Source organism: Pandoraea anapnoica, assembly GCF_902459765.1.
Taxonomy (GTDB): Bacteria; Pseudomonadota; Gammaproteobacteria; order Burkholderiales; family Burkholderiaceae; genus Pandoraea; species Pandoraea anapnoica.
On record NZ_CABPSP010000007.1, the window covers coordinates 106215 to 124171 of the forward strand.

Below are 17957 nucleotides of genomic sequence, written 5' to 3' on the forward strand. Positions count from 1 at the left end.
CATGCGCATGACGCACCGTATGCGCGATGATCAATCCAACGACGCAAGTTTCGACCTGAGCCAAGGGCCTATGGGATTGTTTTCCTTCCGCAAGAAAGACGCCGAAGCCGTTCCCCCGAAGCGCGGTAGCCGCAGGAGCGGCCGCACCGGCACCCGTACGGCGGGAGGAGGGGGCGAGTACAGCGAGCACGAGCAACTCGACCCGCTGCTGCCCGAAAAGCAACGCGCGCGCCGCCGTCTGGTCGGCGCGTTGGCGCTGGTACTCGCGGCCGTCATCATTTTGCCGATGGTGCTTGCGCCCGAGCCGAAGCCGACGGCCGACGACATCGCCATTCAGATTCCCGGAAAAGATGCGAACTCGCCGCCCGTGCGCGTGAAGCCGCAAGCGGCTGTCGCGCCGCCATCCGACGCGTCACTCGACAAGGGTGAGGAGGCGGTCGACAGCAGCACGCTGGCGAACAGCGCCAAGCCGGCACCGACCGCCGTGCCGCCGTCTGCCGCCGCGCCGATACCGGCCCCGACACCCGCGCCGAGCGTGGTGCCCGAGCCGCAGATCGCGCAGGCCAAGCCGGAGCACAAGCCGGACGCCAAGCCCGAAGTCAAGAAGCCGGAGCAGCACGCCGACGCGAAGCCGGCCGCCAAGCCGGACTCGCACGACACTGCGAAGACGCAGACGAAGCCGGTGCAAGCCAACAACAACGTCGCCGATCCGATCGCGCAGTTCGCGCAGAACAACACGGCGGCCAAACCCGCCGCCAAGCCGGACAATCACGACAACGCGCAGAAGACCGCCGCGAACGGCAAGTATCTGGTGCGTATCGGCGCGTTCTCGACGCAGGACCGTGCGCAGGCATGGCTCGTCAAACTCAAGCTGGTGAACGTGCCGAGCTACATGGTCAAGAGTTCGGTCGACGGCCGTGAACTGTATTTGCTGCGGGCAGGCCCGTTCCCGGATCGAACGTCGGCCGAAGCGGCCGGCAAAAAGATTCGCGATGCCGGTCTGACGGCACAGGTCGCAGAGGCGGGCTGAGTTGGGCGATACGGTGCATAGCGGTCTGTTGACCGTAGTGGATTACGCGGCCATCGCCATTCTGGTCGGCTCGATGTTGCTGGGCATGTTGCGCGGTCTGGTGCGCGAGTTGTTCAACCTCGTGGGCTGGGTGGTGGCGTTCTTCGTCGCGCGCGCCTTCGGTCCGAGTGTCGCTCATTGGCTGCCGGCCGATTTGCCGGGCGGCGAACTGACGCAAGGGGCGCTGGGTTTTCTGCTGGTGCTGGTGGTCGTGGTGTTCGGTGCCGGGATTGTCAGCGCGCTCGTGGGACGCATGACCGACATGATCGGCCTGCGTCCGGCCGATCGCGGGTTGGGCATGCTTTTTGGCATTGTTCGCGGCGCTCTGCTCTTGATGTTGTTGATGGTCGCCGCCAAGTTAACGACATTGCCGCAACAACCGGTCTGGCAGCATTCGGTGACGCGTCCGTGGGTCGAGGCAGGACTCGAGCGGCTGATGCCGTATCTCCCCGAGCCGGTGCAGTACTACCTGCGCAAGCCGGACGCCGCCGTGCCGAGCGTCAATCCATTGGGAAAGACGATTCCCTTGCCACAGATGGAACCCTATCGCGGTGCGCCCGAGTCAGGCGGTCAGGGTGGCCAGAGCGTGCAGCCCGGCACCCCGGGCCAGCCGTCGGGCGGACAGAACGGGCAGATCGGTGCGTCGAATGGCGTCGTCGATCAGGTGACGCGCGGCGCAACGATCGAAGCGACCGAAGTGGTGAATGAGGTGAAGGCAGGTGCTACGAAGGCCGTCTCGACCCGATTGTCGAACCTGATGGGCGGCGCGGGGACGGGATTGAGTGCGCAGGGTACTGCCGACGCGGCGAATGGTCAGCAGCAGGGATGGGGAATGCGCAGTGGCGGATCCAACGGATCGCCCACGCCATCGACCGGCCTGCACAAGGTTTCCGAATGACGGATAATACAGTCCGTTTGATGCAGATTTCGATGTTTTTTGAAGGATTCATGCCATGTGTGGCATCGTCGGTGTAGTCTCCAAATCCCCGGTCAACCAGTTCATCTACGATAGTCTGCTGCTGTTGCAGCACCGCGGCCAGGACGCCGCAGGTATCGCGACGACGGATGGCCAGTCCTTCTACATGCACAAGGGCAACGGCATGGTGCGCGACGTGTTCCGCACGCGCAACATGCGCGACTTGCCGGGCACGGTGGGCATCGGTCAGGTGCGCTACCCGACGGCAGGCTCGTCGAGCGCCGCACAGGCCCAGCCGTTCTACGTAAATGCCCCGTACGGCATCGTGCTCGCCCACAACGGCAACCTGACGAACTGGGAACAGCTCAAGGACGAGATGTTCCGTGTTGACCGTCGCCACATCAACACCACGTCCGATTCCGAAGTCCTGCTCAACGTGCTTGCGCATGAATTGCAGGAAAGCTCGCGCGACGGCCTGTCCGTCGACTCGCTGTTCCAGGCCGTGGGCAAGGTGCACAACCGCCTGCGCGGCTCGTACGCCATCGTCTCCATCATCTCCGGTTTCGGTCTGCTCGCCTTCCGCGACCCGCACGGCATTCGTCCGCTGTGTATCGGCCGCTTCGAGGGCCCGAACGGCACGGAGTGGATGATTGCGTCGGAATCGGTGGCACTCGAAGGCATGGGCTTTGCGTTCGAGCGCGACGTCAAGCCGGGCGAGGCGATCTTCATCAGCAACGACGGCGAACTGACGTCGAAGCAATGCGCGCCGACATCGTCGATGCACCCTTGCATTTTCGAACTCGTGTATCTGGCCCGTCCGGATTCGGTGCTCGACGGCGTGCCCGTCTACGACGCTCGTCTGCGTATGGGTGACTACCTCGCCGAGAAGATTCGCCGCGAGATCGATTACAAGGACATCGACGTCGTCATGCCGATTCCGGATTCCAGCCGTCCCGCTGCGATGCAAGTCGCCAAGCGTCTGGGTCTGAACTATCGCGAGGGCTTCTTCAAGAACCGTTACGTCGGCCGTACTTTCATCATGCCCGGCCAGGCGATGCGCAAGAAGTCGGTGCGTCAGAAGCTCAATGCGATGCGCGTGGAGTTCAAGGACAAGAACGTGCTGATCGTCGACGATTCGATCGTGCGCGGCACAACCAGCCAGGAAATCGTGCAGATGGCGCGCGACGCCGGTGCCCGCAAGGTGATCTTCGCCTCGGCTGCGCCGCCCGTGAAGTTCCCGAACGTGTACGGCATCGACATGCCCACGCGCAGCGAACTGGTCGCCCATGATCGCAGCGACGAGGAAGTGGCCCGCATCATCGGTGCAGACGAACTGATTTATCAGGACGTCGAGGACATGAAGGCCGCGGTGCGCGACATCAACCCGGCGCTGTCGGACTTCGATGCCTCGTGCTTCGACGGTAACTACATCACCGGCGACGTCACGCCCGAGTACCTGAATCGTCTGGAGCAGCAACGCAAGGCACCGAAGGCGCAGGTCGTCGAAGCAAGCGAAGGCGATGAAGGCGAGCCGCGCGGCGCGCAATTAGGCCTCTGAGCCATGCGCGGTCGGGTCTGACATGGCCGGAAGGCTTGTCAGGCTGGGGCTGCCGAGGCCACCGGAGCGGTCGGCGGAGTTTTTCCTTCTCGTCCGGCAACGTGCTACACTGCTTTTCACGTCGATTTGATTTCAGCTTGCGGACGTGGGGGAATATCCCCGAAACAGCTAAAGCGAGGCCTAGACAGATGGATTTCGAGCCCGTTTTGCTGACAAGCGAAACGGGCTTTTCTTTTTTTGGCCGGCGAGTGCGCCGACCCAATGACGAGACACACGATGGATTCCTTCGACTTCGATACCCTGGCGGTGCGCGCGGGCACGCAACGCTCCGAGTTTGGTGAACACTCCGAGGCGCTGTTCCTGACCTCGAGCTTCGTATTCAAGAGCGCGGCCGAGGCTGCCGAGCGCTTCGCACATTCGGAAGAAGGGTTCACGTACTCGCGCTTTACCAACCCGACCGTATCGATGTTCCAGGACCGTCTGGCCGCGCTCGAAGGCGGCGAGGCCTGCATGGCGACGGCGTCGGGCATGAGCGCCATCGTCTCGGTGGTGATGACGGCGCTTTCCGCCGGTGACCACCTCGTCAGCTCGCAGAGCATCTTCGGCTCGACGCTGAACGTGTTTTCGCAGATCTTCAGCCGCTTCGGTGTCGAGACGACCTTCGTCGATCCGACCGACCTCGACGCCTGGCGCGCAGCCATCCGTCCGAACACGAAGATGTTCTTCCTCGAGACGCCGTCCAACCCGCTCACCGACATTGCCGACATCGAAGCCATTGGCAAGATCGCGAAGGAAGCGGGGGCGCTGTTCGTCGTCGACAACTGTTTCTGCACGCCGGTGTTGCAACGTCCTATCGAGTACGGCGCAGACGTCGTGGTGCACTCGGCAACGAAGTATCTCGATGGCCAGGGTCGCGTGCTGGGCGGCGCGATCGTCGGCAAGAAAGACTTCATCATGGGCAAGGTATTCACGTTCGTGCGCAGCGCGGGCCCGACGCTCTCCGCGTTCAACGCATGGGTGTTGCTCAAGGGCATGGAAACGCTGTCGCTGCGTGTCGAGAAGCAGTCGGCCAACGCGCTCGAACTCGCCCAATGGCTGGAGAAGCAGCCGCAGATCGGCCGTGTGTACTACCCCGGCCTGCCGTCGCATCCGCAATACGAACTCGCGAAGCGTCAGCAGAAGGCGGGCGGCGCGATTGTCGCCTTCGAACTCAAGGGGGCGACGCCTGCCGAGCAGCGCGAGAACGCATGGCGTCTGATCGACAACACGCGTGTGTGCTCGATCACCGGCAACCTCGGCGATACGCGTACGACCATTACGCACCCGGCCAGCACGACGCACGGCCGCATCACGCCGGAAGCGCGTGCCGCGGCGGGCATCACCGAAGGGCTGATCCGTCTGGCCGTCGGTCTCGAGTCGCCAGCCGACATTCAGGCCGATCTGGCGCGCGGTTTCGTGAGCTGAGCGGATCGAATACGTCATGAGCAAATTCTGGAGTGCGGGCGTCGCCGATCTGACGCCCTATGTCCCCGGTGAGCAGCCGCAGATGCAGCGGCTCATCAAACTCAATACCAACGAGAATCCGTACGGCCCGTCGCCGCGCGTGCTCGCCGCCATTCGCGACGCGCTCGGTGCCGATGCCGATGCCTTGAAGCTGTATCCGGACCCGGATGCGCGCCGCTTCAAGCAGGCCATCGCCACACGCTTCGGACTGGAAGTGGCCAACGTCCACGTGGGCAACGGTTCGGACGAAGTGCTGGCCAACGTGTTTCAGGGCCTGCTCAAACACGACAAGCCGATCCTGTATCCGGACATCACGTATAGCTTCTATCCCGTGTACTGCGGGCTGTATGGTGTGGCGTTTGAGAACGTGCCGTTGACCGACACGTTCGAGATCGACGTCGACGCTTACCTCAAGCCGAACGGCGGCATCATTTTCCCGAATCCGAACGCGCCGACCGGGCGCGCGCTGGCGTCGGGCGAGATCGAGCGTCTGCTGGCAGGCAACCCGGATTCGGTGGTGGTGATCGACGAGGCTTACATCGACTTCGGTGGCGAGACGGCGGCGACGCTGATCGCGAAATATCCGAATCTGCTCGTCGTGCAAACGCTTTCGAAGTCGCGCTCGCTGGCAGGGTTGCGTCTGGGTTTCGCCATCGGTCATCCGGATCTGATCGAAGCGCTGGAGCGCGTGAAGAACAGCTTCAACTCGTATCCGCTCGACCGCCTTGCGCAAGCGGCGGGCGTTGCTGCGATTGAGGATGAAGCGTATTTCAATGAAACGCGTCAGGCTGTGATCGCGAGCCGCGATGCACTGACGGCGCGGCTGTCGGCACTCGGCTTCGACGTGTTGCCGTCGACGGCGAACTTCGTGTTCGTGCGTCATCCGTCGCATGACGCGGCACAACTGGCGGCGTCGTTGCGTGAGCGTTCGATCATCGTGCGTCACTTCAAACACGCGCGCATTGCCCAGTTCCTGCGGATTACGGTGGGGACGGAGAGCGAGTGTCAGGCGTTGACCGATGCATTGCGGGACGTGCTGGGCGCGTCCCAGCCCGGCTGAAGCAACGCACGTCAGTCGTAAGTGCGCAAGACAACGACGCCGATGCGAGAGATCGTATCGGCGTCGTCGTTTATGACGTTGCCGTCGGGGATGCAACCTCGGAGGTCAGTGACCTCAGACGTGCTGCTGGCGAGCGGAGGATGATCGCGAGTTGCATCGCAAAGCCCAAGGCCATCGCGATCAGGCAGGCTTCGATGCCGAGCGACGATGCGACCCACGCACCCAGAAACGCGCCGAGCGGACGCGCGCCGAAGGTCGCCGTCATCGTCGCGGCCGACACGCGTGCGATCAGACCGCCCGGTGTGACCACCTGGCGCAGCGACGTCGTCGAGATCGTCCACACAATCGGGCCGAAGCCGAACAGAAAGAACGCGATGAAGACCAGCACGTGGGCAGCACCGTGCTTATCGCCGACGGCCAGCACCGATGTCGACGCCATCAATGTCGCCGCGACCGCCGCGCAAACCGGCCCCAAAAGGATCTGTCGTCCGAACGATAGCCGCTGCGCGATGCGCGCGTAACCCATCGCGCCGCACACCATCCCGAAGCCGTATACGCCCAGTGCTGCGCCGACGGCCTGCGCAGAGAATGCGAGCGCGTCGATGGCGTAGTACGCGAAGATCGCCAGCAGTAGATACCACGACGTGTTGAACACGAAAGCCGTTGCGACGATCGATCGCAGATAAGCATTTGTCGTAATGAAGCGAATGCCTTCCGCGAGTTCGCGCCGGAAGTCGCGATGCGATGGCGCGCGGGGCGTTTCTTCAGGCAGACGCGACAGCCAGAACGCGCTGCCGAGCGATAACGCGAAGGCCGCCGCAAACGCAAACGTGCCCGAGGCCACGCCGGCGAGCACACCACCAATTGCCGGTCCTGCGGTGAAGGCGATGCTGCGCGCAGTTTCGAGCCGTCGGTTCGCGGCGAGTAGATGCGCCGGGCCGACGAGCATGGCCACAAGCGACGGCGCAGCCGCCCCGAAGACGACCGTCCCCGAGGCCATCGCGAACCCCAGCGCGCCGAGGGCCGTGAGCGAGAGCCACTTCATCTGGAACAGCGCGAACAGCAGCAGTAATGCGACGGCACGCAGTAGTTCCGCGGCGATCATCAGCGGTTTGCGCCGGTACCGGTCGGCGAGCACGCCCGCAGGCAGGGAGAGCAGCAAGAAGGGCAGCGTCGTGGCGGCTTGCAACGAGGCTGTCTGTTCTGCAGACGCCTGCAATGCAATCACCGCGACAATCGGAATGACTACCAACGTCATCTGTTCGCTGAACTGTGCGGCGAGATTCGCGCGCGACAGCGACGTGACGAGCGACACGACGCGCGCATCGGGCGATGCCGTGTCGGGTGCGATGGCCGTATCCGCCTCGGCAGCGACGGCGGTCGGGCAGGGCGAGAGTGGCGGGCGAGCGTCTGACATGGGAGTCCCTTCGAGATCGATATCACGAAGGGAGTCTAGGCAGATCCCGGTTCGCAGACGCTCCGGTTCTTGCTATTGAATTAACGTTTCCCGCTGTTAGCCCGCCTCGGCCGATAGGGCGGCGAGTCCCGACGGCACATACGCTCGGCCATTGATGCGGCGGGGCGTGGGCACGAACGCATCGCTCAGCACATCGTGCGACGCATCGTAGTACGGTGTGTCGATGTTAAGCAGGCCGAGCATCGTGTGGTCCAGACGGTCGGTCTGGTAGGGACGTTGCTCCACCGCCGGGCGCGCTTTCGCATCGACGGCGTCGCGTGACCAGACCAGCATAGGAATCTCGTAACCGGAGGCGTCGGCCACCGATTGGCCCGAGTGATTGCGCGTGTGACCGACCTCTTGCGCGTGATCCGAACTGAACAGCAAACTCGCGTCCGACGATCCGGTCGCTGCCATCGTCTTGCGAATCAGGCTGGAGACGACAAAGTCGTTGTAGGCGATAGCGTTGTCGTAGTCGTTGCGCGCATGACGTACCCAGAGCGAGCGCCCCTGTGCTTCGAGCGTGGCCATCACGCTGTCATCGGTATTGTCGAAACGCGCGAACTCGTCGGGGTAGCGCATATCGTAGGTCGGGTGCGCGCCCAGCAAGTGCACGACGATGAGCTTGCGGGGCGCGTCGCTCGCCAGCGCCGCTTCGAAGTCCGGCAGCAGATTGCCGTCGAAGTTGTTCTCGCCGCGCCCGGCGCCCTTGTTGATGAAGACACGCTCGTCCGCGCGGTTGGCGACCAACCCAAGCCAACCGTCGTTGGGCATCTGATTCGAGATCCAGTAAGTGCGGAATCCGGCCTCTTTGGCAAGCATCAGGAGGTCGGGTTTGCTCGTCCACGCGTCGGGGTCGTCCAGATGTGCGGGGGTGAGCATCTTCATGAGCGAAGCCATCGTCGCCGGTTCCGAGGACACGACATCGCGGAACACGATGAGGTCGTCGCGCATCGTGTCGAGCATCGGTGTGGTGTTGCGTGCGTAGCCGTAGAGCGACATGTTGTTGCGGTTCGAACTCTCGCCAATCACCCACACCACCGTCTTTTGCGCCGGTCCACGATACTGCACCTTCCAGTCGGCACGCCGCGCCATGTTGCGATCGAGCTGACGCTGCAATTCGTTGGCGTGCGCCAACTGTCCCTTGTAGTCGAGGTAACGAAGCGGCCAGTAGAGCACCGGATTTTCCTTGGCCATCGTCGGGTTCAGATGCAGCGCGACGAAGCCGGTGAAGAGCGTGGCCACGGCGACCTTGCTACGGCGTCGCAGCGGACGAAGCGGACGGTGAGCCTGCGCGCGCGACAGGCGGCGCTCCAGCACGACCACTGCCGACATCAGAATCGTGAAGACGGCACTGGCTTCGACCACGTCGCGCCAGTTATGGCGAAAGAACTCGCCCGTCTCGGCAGTGTTGGTGTTGAATACCGCCTGCAAGACCAGCAGATGATTCGGACGCAAGCCGAAATAATCGCGCAGGAATCCTTTGGTCGCCGCATCGAGAAAGAACACGGCGATGACGCCCAGCGTGGTGGCGCTGAGCCATGCGGGTCTCGCTCGCAGCAGAAGACACAGGCCGCCGAGTCCCGGCACGGCCGTTGCCATGATCGCCGCACTCTTGCCGAACTCGTTCGCGCTGAGCATGCCGAGCGCCCAGAACAGGGCGAGTCCGCCGAGCCCGAGTCCGAGGCGATAAAACAGTGATTTCAAGATGGTCATCCCCTAAAGCTGCCGACACGTCACGGCGTGTCTGTCGATTGCTGCCGCAGGGGCCTTCGGTGGCCCGTCCGCTCATGGCAGCAATTGGATCGCAGCTTCGACCGCAGTTCGCGTATTTGGTGTCGTGGGGACGTTATTTTTGGGACGAATGCCGTTCGGTATTCAGGAATGGCTCGGGAACTTGTTGCGGCGAAGATCGCTGAAGGTCAGTGCAAGCGTGCGCCGTTGGGCACTTTGCGCTCCACGCTGGCCAGGACGATGGCCCCGTCGGCGTCGGCGAAGCCTGTCACCAGCACCTCGGACACGACGCCCGCGATGCGCTTTGGCCCGAAGTTGCACACGCACAGGACCTGTCGGCCGACGAGGGCCTCCGGCGTGTAGTGCACCGTGATCTGCGCGCTCGATGTCTTCACACCTAGCTCACCCAGATCGACTTCCAGCACATACGCGGGTTTTTTCGCTTTTTCGTTGATGCGTGCCGACACGACCGTACCCACGCGCAGCTCGATCTTCTCGAAGTCTTGCCATTCGATGGTGTTCTGGGTCTCGGTCTTGTGCTCGGAATCCGTCATTTGCTGCTCCGTTCGCGGTGCGATGGGGAAGGAACGGGGGAGCGTAACGCGCCGCGCGTGGGGATGGCTTGTGAAATACGGCAGACAGCGTCGGCGCAAGGGCCGTAAGGGCTGTCAGCTGGCGGTCCGGGTGCGTCGCCAGGCGGCGGGCGTCAGGCCGTAGTGCTGACGGAAGGCACGGGTGAGGGCGCTCTGGTCGTTGAAGCCGACGTCCAGCGCGATGTCGGCGAGCGGCGCGTCCTCATCGAGCAACAGAGAAGCAGCGCGGGCGAGCCGCAGGCGCATGAGATGCCGGTGAGGCGTCTCGCCGGTCATCGCCACGAAGCAGTCGTGGAAATGCCGCACGCTCATGCCCGCTTCCCGTGCGAGCGTGGCGGTGTCGAGCGGGGTGGCGAGGTCGGCTTGTAGACGCGCGTCGACTTGCGATAGATCCAGTCGCAAGGTGCGCGAGGCATGACGTGCCGGTGCCAGTCGGGGCGCGAGCGCGGCGAGCCATTCCCGCGCGACGGGGTCGTCGGCATCGAGCGGGCAGCCGTCATCCACGCTGGCGCTCACCCGATGGACCAGCGCCAGCAAACCGGCATCCAGCGCGAAGAACGCCTCCCGCGCGAAGGCGCGCGACGCGCCCGTGGCGTTGGCAATCGCAGCAGGGACATCCAGCACGATCTGCCGGTTCGGCCCGTCGCCTCGATAGCCATGCCGTACGCCCGCCGGAATGACCACGCCGTTGCGCGCGCCCACGCGGCCGTGCTGGGTGGCGTCGCCGTCGAGCGAGAGCGACATGCGTCCGGACAGTCCGATCACGACCTGATGGAAGTCGTGTGTGTCGGTGCTATCGGTGGGACGGTATTCGCGAAGCTCGAGAATCGGGGCGGACATGGCAATGGGGTGGTGCGAATATCACCGCCAGAAGGAATAAGGCGGCAAAGGTGCATGACTTCAGGTTATGAGAAAACGCGCAAAGCTATCCCGGATTGATTGGTTCGGGCGCGCGGGACGCCTCGCTACACTGGTTCACCAGTGGCCGGCGGCGCGTACTCCTCGACGTCCCGGTCTGCATCGCGGGCACCGCTCAGGTGTCTGTGGCGCGCTTCGATTCCACAGGGCCGTGGCCCGTCTTTGGCAGGGAAGTATGACATACGCCGTCACGATCTCGGGCAGCCCGTCGGCCGCCTCACGCAGCGCCCGGTTGCTGCGTTTCGTCGAATCCGATCTGGCTTCGGCCGGCATCGAGGTGCGCCGCATCGACATCCGTGCACTCTCGCCCGCAGCGCTGCTCGCTGCCGATACCTCGCACGACGATCTGCGTCATGCGCTCGCCCAAGTGGCCGGTGCGCAGGCGGTCGTCGTCGCCACCCCGGTCTACAAGGCGGCCTATAGCGGCTTGCTGAAGGCTTTCCTCGATGTGCTGCCACAAGACGGCCTCGCGGACAAACTCGTCGCCCCGTTCGCAACCGGCGGCAGCCCCGCACATCTGCTCGCGCTCGACTATGCGCTCAAGCCAGTGCTTTCGGCGCTCGGTGCGCAGCACATTCTGCGGGGCGTGTTTGCCGTCGATCTGCAAGTACCAAAGGAGGAGGGCGCAACGCTTGACGCCTCCATCGCCGAACGTCTGGGCGCGACCGTCGATCAGCTCTCGCAATGGCTGCATGAGCGCGAAGTGATCCGACAGTGGCCGGGCAAGGTCGCCGGAGGCCTCCGGAATGCACGCGTCGCCGGTGCGACGCTCGCTGCCTGAGCGCCGGAGTCCGTATGCAAGTTTTCTGGTTTATTCCGACGCATGGCGACGCCCGTTATCTCGGCACGTCCGACGGCGGGCGCGTGTTCGATTTCGACTACGCGCGACAGATCGCGAGTGCAGTCGACACGCTCGGCTACGAGGGCGTTCTGCTGCCCACGGGGCGTTCCTGCGAAGACGCTTGGGTGACGGCGTCGAGCCTGATCGGCTCGACGCGTCATCTGAAGTTTCTCGTAGCGATTCGCCCTGGCATCGCATCGCCTGCGCTTACCGCGCGTATGGCGGCGACGTTTGATCGCCTGTCGGGGGGCAGGCTGCTGATCAACGTCGTCACGGGCGGCGACGCCGGTGAACTCGAAGGCGACGGCTTCTTTGCCGACCACGCACAGCGCTACGAAGTGACGCATGAATTCCTTCGCATCTGGCGTTCGATTCTGGAGAAATCGCATCGCGGCGAGAGCGTCGATTTCGACGGCGAACATTTGCGTGCGAAGGGTGCAAAGCTACTGTATCCGCCGGTGCAGACGCCGCATCCGCCGCTGTACTTCGGCGGGTCTTCGGAGGCAGCGCGTCAGATTGCGGCCGAGCAGCTCGATGTCTATCTGACGTGGGGAGAACCGCTGGCCGACGTCGCCGAGAAGATCGCAGACGTGCGTGCGCGCGCCGCCAAACTCGGGCGCACGTTGCGCTTCGGTCTGCGCTTGCATGTGATCGTGCGCGAGACGGAAGACGAAGCATGGCGTGCCGCCGACTCGCTCATCAGCAAGCTCGACGACGAGACCATCGCGCGCGTGCAGACACAGTTCGCGAAGATGGATTCGGAAGGGCAGCGACGCATGGCCGCGTTGCATGGCGGGCGCCGCGACAAGCTTGTGGTCGCACCGAACCTGTGGGCCGGTGTGGGACTTGTGCGCGGCGGTGCGGGCACGGCACTCGTGGGCGATGGCCCGACCGTGGCGCAGCGTCTGCGCGAATACGCGGATCTTGGCATCGACACATTCATTCTGTCGGGCTATCCGCACCTCGAAGAAGCGTATCGCTTTGCTGAACTGGTGTTCCCGCATCTGCCGCGCGAGGTGCGCGAGAAGCTTGGGAACGGTCATGGTTCGTTGTCCGGGCCGATTGGCGAAGTGATGGCCAACAACATCGTGCCGCAGGCGTCGCAAAGCTGATTCGCGCACCTTACCGCCGATACACATCGACTTCATTGGATTGAACGGAATCGGGGCCGCGATGCCCCGGGGGAAATTCGCATGACCCAATCTACGCTGACGACTTCGCCCACCGACGCCACCACCGGCAGCGGCCTCTCCGCCACCGGTGCAGCGGCACCCGGCGCGTTGCAACGCTACGGACGCAGCGCGGCCCGCCGTCTCGCGCCGTGGGCGGTGCCCGTCGTTCTCGTCGCGCTCTGGCAACTCGCCGCAGAGCAGGGCTGGCTATCGACACGGGTGCTGCCCGCACCGTCCGCCGTCGTTGAAGCTGCGTGGCAACTCGCGATCACGGGGCAGATCTGGCGCGATATCGGTGTGTCGACCGGACGCGCCGTCATCGGCTTTCTTATCGGCGGCGGTCTCGGGCTCCTGCTGGGCATGCTGACGGGACTGTCGCGCGTGGCGGAAACGGCGCTCGACTCGTCGTTCCAGATGCTGCGCAACATCCCGCATCTGGCGCTGATTCCGCTGGTGATTCTGTGGTTCGGCATCGACGAGAAAGCCAAATTGTTCCTCGTCTCCATCGGGGTGTTCTTCCCGATGTATCTCAATACGTACGCGGGGATTCGTGCCGTCGATCCGGCGCTGGTCGAGATGGCGCGCAGCTACGGATTGCGCGGCTGGGCGCTGTATCGCGACGTGATTCTGCCCGGGGCGTTGCCGTCGATTCTGGTGGGCGTGCGCTTTTCGCTCGGCCTGATGTGGGTGACGCTGATCGTGGCGGAAACCATCTCGGCGCAATCGGGCATCGGCTATCTGACGATGAACGCTCGCGAATTCCTGCAAACGGACATCGTGCTCGTGGGGATTCTGCTGTACGCGCTGCTGGGCAAGCTAGCCGACGTGCTGGCCAAGGAACTGGAATTTCGCTGGTTGCGCTGGCATCCGGCCTTTCAACGAGGAGCCAACGCATGAGCGCACAACAACTGGCCCCGGTCGCGGGTGCAGACATCGAAGCCGAATGGACGGCCGAACAGCGCGCCACCGGCAATACACACCGGCTGTCGCTCGATCCGCAGGTCGATCCGTTCGGCACGCGGTTGCCGCTCGGGGCGAACGTGGCCGCGCAACGTGGCGCGGTGGGGACGAATCTTAAAGTCGTGCACCCGACGAGTGACGCGCCAACGTCTGGCGGGTTGCGTGTCGATGCCGTGGGCAAGCGCTACGGCGCACGTTCGGTGCTGTCGGACTTTTCCCTGACGATTCCGCGCGGTGGATTCGCGGCCATCGTGGGGCGTAGTGGTTGCGGCAAGTCGACGCTGCTGCGTCTGATCGCCGGGCTGGAGACGCCGGACGCCGGACGCATCACGCTCGACGGGCACGCGCTGGGCGATGCATCCGGCAAGGTGGCCACGCGCATCATGTTTCAGGACGCGCGCCTGCTGCCGTGGCGCACCGTGCTGGAGAACGTCGCCATCGGTTTGCCGAAGTCTTCGCATGCGAAAGCGCGCGACGTGCTGCGCGAAGTGGGGCTGGCCGAGCGCGCCGACGACTGGCCGAGTCAACTCTCCGGCGGTCAGCGTCAGCGGGTGGCGCTGGCGCGTGCGCTGGTGCATCAACCTGATCTGTTGCTGCTGGATGAGCCGCTCGGTGCTCTGGACGCGCTCACCCGCATCGAAATGCATGCGCTGATCGAGCGTCTGTGGCGCGCACACGGTTTTACGGCGCTGCTCGTCACGCACGACGTACAGGAGGCGGTAGCGCTGGCCGATCGCGTCGTGCTCATCGAGCAGGGGCAACTAGGGCTCGACCAAACGGTGTCGCTGGCGCGCCCGCGAGCGCGCGGCAGTGTCGAATTCGCGGGGCTCGAAGCACAGGTGCTCGCGCGCGTGCTGCAAACCGAGGTCGCGCCGTCGTCGCATGTGCCGGTCCCCGAGCCGCTGTGGCCGGCGGCGGCCGTGCGGTGGGCGATCTAGCCGCTTCTCTACACGCGTCTCAACGCGTTCATCTAAGACCACTCGATCACATCTTTTCGAACACAGGAGTTCATCATGGGTATCACCGCCATCAACGTGCGCAACCAGTTCAAGGGCCGTATTCGCGAGATTCTGCGCGGCCCGGTGCTTTCGGAAGTGGACGTCGAGACGCCGAGCGGCATCGTCACGTCGGTCATCACCACGCGCTCGATCGACGAACTGCGCCTGGATATCGGCTCCGAGGTCGTGGCACTGGTCAAGGCCACCGAGGTGTCGCTCGCCAAGCTTTGACGGGCTGTCCGTCGCGTTTTTCCTGAGTAGTCGGCCTGCATCGCGCGCGCGCGGGGGCGTCGTCCGATGCAGGTTGCAGGAAATTCCGAGTCCCGTCTCGGACTGTGCCGCGAATGCACGCACTCGGCTGATATAATGACGGCTTCCAAATGTTGGCGACCCGCCTGCGCGAATCCCTCCGCTGCGGGCGTTTTTGTTTGTCGCCGACGCGATGCACCGAAGCCAAACCATGACCACTGTCCGCACCCGCTTTGCGCCTAGCCCGACCGGTTTCATCCATCTGGGCAACATCCGTTCCGCTCTCTATCCGTGGGCCTTCGCGCGTCACAACCACGGCGCGTTCGTGTTGCGCATCGAAGACACCGACCTCGAGCGCTCCTCGCAGCAGGCCGTGGACGTCATTCTGGAAGGCATGGAATGGCTCGGCCTCGATTACGACGAAGGTCCGTTTTATCAGATGCAGCGCATGGATCGCTATCGCGAAGTGCTGGAGCAACTGAAGGCGGGCGGTCACGTCTATCCGTGCTACATGAGCATGGAAGAACTGGACGAACTGCGCGAGCAGCAACGCGTGCGTGGCGAGAAGCCGCGTTATGACGGTCGCTGGCGTCCGGAGCCGGGCAAGGTGTTGCCCGAGCCGCCGGCCGGCGTGCAGCCGGTGCTGCGCTTCAAGAACCCGCTGACCGGCAGTGTCGTGTGGGAAGACGCGGTCAAGGGCCGCATCGAAATCTCGAACGAAGAACTCGACGATCTGGTGATCGCGCGTCCCGACGGCACGCCGACGTATAACTTCTGCGTGGTGGTCGACGACATCGACATGGACATCACGCACGTGATTCGTGGCGACGACCACGTGAACAACACGCCGCGTCAGATCAACATCTTCGAAGCGCTGGGCAAGAAGTGGCCCGTGTACGCGCATTTGCCCACGGTGCTCAACGACCAGGGCGAGAAGATGTCGAAGCGCAACGGCGCGATGAGCGTCGTGCAATACCGTGAGGAAGGCTATTTGCCGGAAGCCGTGGTGAACTATCTGGCGCGTCTGGGCTGGGCGCACGGCGACGCGGAAGTGTTCTCGCGCGAGCAGTTCGTGGCGTGGTTCGATCTGGAGCATCTCGGCAAGTCGCCCGCACAGCACAACCCGGAAAAGCTTCAGTGGCTAAACAATCAGTATCTGAAGCAGGCGGACAACGACCGTTTGGCCGGGCTGACCGAGCCGTTCCTGCAAAAGGCGGGCGTGTCGATCGAGGGTGGTCCGTCGCTGGCCGGTGTCGTCGGTCTGTTCAAGGATCGCGCCAACACGATCAAGGACATCGCGGCGAGCGCCGAGATGTTCTACCGTGCACCCGCCCCGTCGGCTGAAGACATGACGCAGCACATGACCGATGCCGCACGCGCCGCCGTGAAGGATCTGGCGACCGCGCTGGCTGCGCTGCCCGAATGGAAGAAGGAAGCCATTTCGCCCGCGTTCAAGGCCACGCTCGCGCAGCACGGCATGAAGATGCCGCAACTCGCGATGCCGGTGCGTCTGCTCGTCGTAGGCACCACGCACACGCCGGCCATCGACGCCGTGCTGGAACTGCTGGGCCGCGATGCAGTTCTGGCGCGTCTGGCCGCCTGACCGGTTCGACGTCACGGCACGATCTTCCGGCGCAGCTACGGCGGTGCCGGAAACAAAAAACCCCGGGATGCGTGAGCATCACCGGGGTTTTTTACTGGGGACGCCGCGAGTGCTGCGTCCCTGATACTTTGCAAGTGCTTACGCCTGCGAGCTACCTTCCGCGGAGACGGAGAGCGTACCCGACTTGGCCGACGGGGCCGGGCGCTTCGTGAGCGAATAGCCTTCGAGCAGCTTGACCATCTGTGCGTAGATCTTCGGGTTGCCCGCGAGGATTTCGCCTTCGAACAGGAAGTCCGACTCGCCCGTGTAGTTGCCGACCAGACCACCGGCTTCGGTGATCAGCAGGCTGCCGGCGGCCATGTCCCACGGGTTCAGACCTTGCTCGAAGAAACCGTCCATACGGCCTGCGGCGACGTTGGCCAGATCCAGCGCGGCTGCGCCCGGGCGACGGATGCCAGCGCAATGCTCGGTCATCGTGCCGAACATCTTCAGGTAGTTTTCCACGCCTTGCAGATCACGGAACGGGAAGCCCGTGCCGATCAGGCCATCGGCCAGACGATCACGGCGCGAGACGCGAATACGTTTGCCATCGAGGAAAGCACCGCGGCCGCGCGAGGCGGTGAACAGTTCGTTGCGGGTCGGATCGTAGATCACGGCTTGCGAGACGACACCCTTGTGTGCGAGGGCAATCGACGTGCAGTAGTAAGGCAGGCCGTGGATGAAGTTGGTGGTGCCGTCGAGCGGATCGATGATCCACTGGAATTCCGAGTCGGAATTGCCGTGCTCTTCGCCCGATTCTTCGGCGAGGATGGCGTGGTCGGGATAGGCTTCGAGGAGGACGCTGATGATCGCTTGCTCTGCCGCTTTGTCTACTTCCGTCACGAAGTCGTTGTGCTGCTTCTTGCTGACCTGAACCTTCTCGATGTCCAGGGAGGCTCGGCTGATGATGGAGCCGGCGCGGCGCGCGGCTTTCACCGCGATATTGAGCATGGGATGCTGCATGACAGATTCCTGTTAAGGCCATCGCTGGCGTGACGCGCGACCCCCATTGGGCCGGTCGGCAAGCGTGGCAGACAAAGCGAACAAATTGAGCAAGAGCGATGCCCCGACAAGCGCCGCGCACTGTGTGGCGGCTCGTTTGCAGGGGCGAAAACGCGTATTTTAGCAAAAATGCAGCGGGTGCGCTTCGGAACCTGTACGTTCTGACCCTTTTTGCAGTTTTTGCCCCGTGCCATGCGTTGTTGGCAGCGCTGTCGGTGCGTGTTTGCCGGGCATTTCGGCGGCGTGCCGTCCGGCGTCGGCCCGCCGCCGCGCCGAATCAGGCAAA

Annotated in this window: 16 protein-coding genes; 11 read left to right on the forward strand and 5 right to left on the reverse strand. The window is 63.9% G+C overall.

The features are described 5' to 3' along the window. Nucleotides 1-70 precede the first annotated feature (70 nt). From PAN31117_RS13125 to hisC, 5 genes are all read left to right on the forward strand, one after another. Nucleotides 71-1030 (forward strand): SPOR domain-containing protein, encoded by a 960-nt coding sequence (locus tag PAN31117_RS13125; RefSeq protein WP_174990944.1) that lies wholly within the window; start codon nt 71-73, stop codon nt 1028-1030. Between the two features lies 1 nt (nt 1031). Continuing rightward, nucleotides 1032-1967, forward strand: coding sequence for a CvpA family protein (locus tag PAN31117_RS13130; RefSeq protein ID WP_246189060.1), 936 nt, complete (start codon nt 1032-1034; stop codon nt 1965-1967). A 55-nt stretch (nt 1968-2022) separates the two neighbouring features. Continuing rightward, nucleotides 2023-3543 (forward strand): amidophosphoribosyltransferase, encoded by a 1521-nt coding sequence (purF, locus tag PAN31117_RS13135; RefSeq protein WP_150738578.1) that lies wholly within the window; start codon nt 2023-2025, stop codon nt 3541-3543. 276 nt (nt 3544-3819) lie between these two features. Next, a complete protein-coding gene (locus PAN31117_RS13140) occupies nt 3820-5007 on the forward strand; it encodes an O-succinylhomoserine sulfhydrylase (protein ID WP_052252956.1) in 1188 nt (395 codons plus the stop codon). A 16-nt stretch (nt 5008-5023) separates the two neighbouring features. Continuing rightward, nucleotides 5024-6106: a histidinol-phosphate transaminase gene (hisC, locus tag PAN31117_RS13145; RefSeq protein ID WP_150738579.1), complete on the forward strand. Its 1083-nt coding sequence runs from the start codon at nt 5024-5026 to the stop codon at nt 6104-6106. Nucleotides 6107-6176: 70 nt separating this feature from the next. On the opposite strand, the gene PAN31117_RS13150 is transcribed toward hisC, so the two are convergent. The 4 genes from PAN31117_RS13150 to PAN31117_RS13165 all read right to left on the reverse strand — a co-directional run bounded on the left by PAN31117_RS13150 (nt 6177) and on the right by PAN31117_RS13165 (nt 10729). Beyond that, on the reverse strand, nt 6177-7523 hold the full coding sequence (locus tag PAN31117_RS13150; RefSeq protein ID WP_150738580.1) for an MFS transporter: 1347 nt from the start codon (nt 7521-7523) through the stop codon (nt 6177-6179). 96 nt (nt 7524-7619) lie between these two features. Further along, on the reverse strand, nt 7620-9269 hold the full coding sequence (locus PAN31117_RS13155; protein ID WP_246189061.1) for a phosphoethanolamine transferase: 1650 nt from the start codon (nt 9267-9269) through the stop codon (nt 7620-7622). 215 nt (nt 9270-9484) lie between these two features. Then, nucleotides 9485-9850, reverse strand: a complete 366-nt coding sequence (locus tag PAN31117_RS13160; RefSeq protein ID WP_150738582.1) for a tRNA-binding protein — start codon at nt 9848-9850, stop codon at nt 9485-9487. 114 nt (nt 9851-9964) lie between these two features. Next, complete coding sequence (locus PAN31117_RS13165) at nt 9965-10729, reverse strand: AraC family transcriptional regulator (protein WP_150738583.1); 765 nt, start codon at nt 10727-10729, stop codon at nt 9965-9967. A 253-nt stretch (nt 10730-10982) separates the two neighbouring features. Here PAN31117_RS13165 and ssuE point away from each other — a divergent pair, with 253 nt between their 5' ends. From ssuE to gltX, 6 genes are all read left to right on the forward strand, one after another. After that, nucleotides 10983-11588 carry an NADPH-dependent FMN reductase gene (gene ssuE / locus PAN31117_RS13170; RefSeq protein WP_150738584.1) on the forward strand — a complete coding sequence of 202 codons (606 nt, stop codon included), beginning with the start codon at nt 10983-10985 and terminating at the stop codon, nt 11586-11588. Between the two features lie 14 nt (nt 11589-11602). Beyond that, entirely contained in the window at nt 11603-12760 is a 1158-nt protein-coding gene (gene ssuD / locus PAN31117_RS13175; protein ID WP_150738585.1) for an FMNH2-dependent alkanesulfonate monooxygenase, read from the forward strand. 81 nt (nt 12761-12841) lie between these two features. Next, nucleotides 12842-13717, forward strand: a complete 876-nt coding sequence (gene ssuC / locus PAN31117_RS13180) for an aliphatic sulfonate ABC transporter permease SsuC (protein WP_150738586.1) — start codon at nt 12842-12844, stop codon at nt 13715-13717. Next, nucleotides 13714-14718, forward strand: a complete 1005-nt coding sequence (locus PAN31117_RS13185; RefSeq protein WP_150738587.1) for an ATP-binding cassette domain-containing protein — start codon at nt 13714-13716, stop codon at nt 14716-14718. The genes ssuC and PAN31117_RS13185 overlap by 4 nt, the downstream gene beginning before the upstream one ends. 75 nt (nt 14719-14793) lie before the next feature. Then, a complete protein-coding gene (locus PAN31117_RS13190) occupies nt 14794-15009 on the forward strand; it encodes a TOBE domain-containing protein (protein ID WP_039399140.1) in 216 nt (71 codons plus the stop codon). Between the two features lie 229 nt (nt 15010-15238). Next, on the forward strand, nt 15239-16630 hold the full coding sequence (gene gltX / locus PAN31117_RS13195; protein ID WP_150738588.1) for a glutamate--tRNA ligase: 1392 nt from the start codon (nt 15239-15241) through the stop codon (nt 16628-16630). Nucleotides 16631-16768: 138 nt separating this feature from the next. Here gltX and PAN31117_RS13200 read toward each other — a convergent pair whose 3' ends face one another. Beyond that, nucleotides 16769-17632: an inositol monophosphatase family protein gene (locus PAN31117_RS13200; RefSeq protein ID WP_150738589.1), complete on the reverse strand. Its 864-nt coding sequence runs from the start codon at nt 17630-17632 to the stop codon at nt 16769-16771. Nucleotides 17633-17957: the final 325 nt, after the last annotated feature.

Excerpts from the sequence above, each read along its gene's own strand:
- PAN31117_RS13125 (WP_174990944.1), top strand. The coding sequence starts at position 71 with ATGGGATTGTTTTCCTTCCGCAAGAAAGACGCCGAAGCCGTTCCCCCG.
- purF (WP_150738578.1), top strand. The coding sequence starts at position 2,023 with ATGTGTGGCATCGTCGGTGTAGTCTCCAAATCCCCGGTCAACCAGTTC.
- PAN31117_RS13140 (WP_052252956.1), top strand. The coding sequence starts at position 3,820 with ATGGATTCCTTCGACTTCGATACCCTGGCGGTGCGCGCGGGCACGCAA.
- hisC (WP_150738579.1), top strand. The coding sequence starts at position 5,024 with ATGAGCAAATTCTGGAGTGCGGGCGTCGCCGATCTGACGCCCTATGTC.
- PAN31117_RS13150 (WP_150738580.1), bottom strand. The coding sequence starts at position 7,523 with ATGTCAGACGCTCGCCCGCCACTCTCGCCCTGCCCGACCGCCGTCGCT.
- PAN31117_RS13160 (WP_150738582.1), bottom strand. The coding sequence starts at position 9,850 with ATGACGGATTCCGAGCACAAGACCGAGACCCAGAACACCATCGAATGG.
- PAN31117_RS13165 (WP_150738583.1), bottom strand. The coding sequence starts at position 10,729 with ATGTCCGCCCCGATTCTCGAGCTTCGCGAATACCGTCCCACCGATAGC.
- ssuE (WP_150738584.1), top strand. The coding sequence starts at position 10,983 with ATGACATACGCCGTCACGATCTCGGGCAGCCCGTCGGCCGCCTCACGC.
- ssuD (WP_150738585.1), top strand. The coding sequence starts at position 11,603 with ATGCAAGTTTTCTGGTTTATTCCGACGCATGGCGACGCCCGTTATCTC.
- ssuC (WP_150738586.1), top strand. The coding sequence starts at position 12,842 with ATGACCCAATCTACGCTGACGACTTCGCCCACCGACGCCACCACCGGC.
- PAN31117_RS13185 (WP_150738587.1), top strand. The coding sequence starts at position 13,714 with ATGAGCGCACAACAACTGGCCCCGGTCGCGGGTGCAGACATCGAAGCC.
- PAN31117_RS13190 (WP_039399140.1), top strand. The coding sequence starts at position 14,794 with ATGGGTATCACCGCCATCAACGTGCGCAACCAGTTCAAGGGCCGTATT.
- gltX (WP_150738588.1), top strand. The coding sequence starts at position 15,239 with ATGACCACTGTCCGCACCCGCTTTGCGCCTAGCCCGACCGGTTTCATC.
- PAN31117_RS13200 (WP_150738589.1), bottom strand. The coding sequence starts at position 17,632 with ATGCAGCATCCCATGCTCAATATCGCGGTGAAAGCCGCGCGCCGCGCC.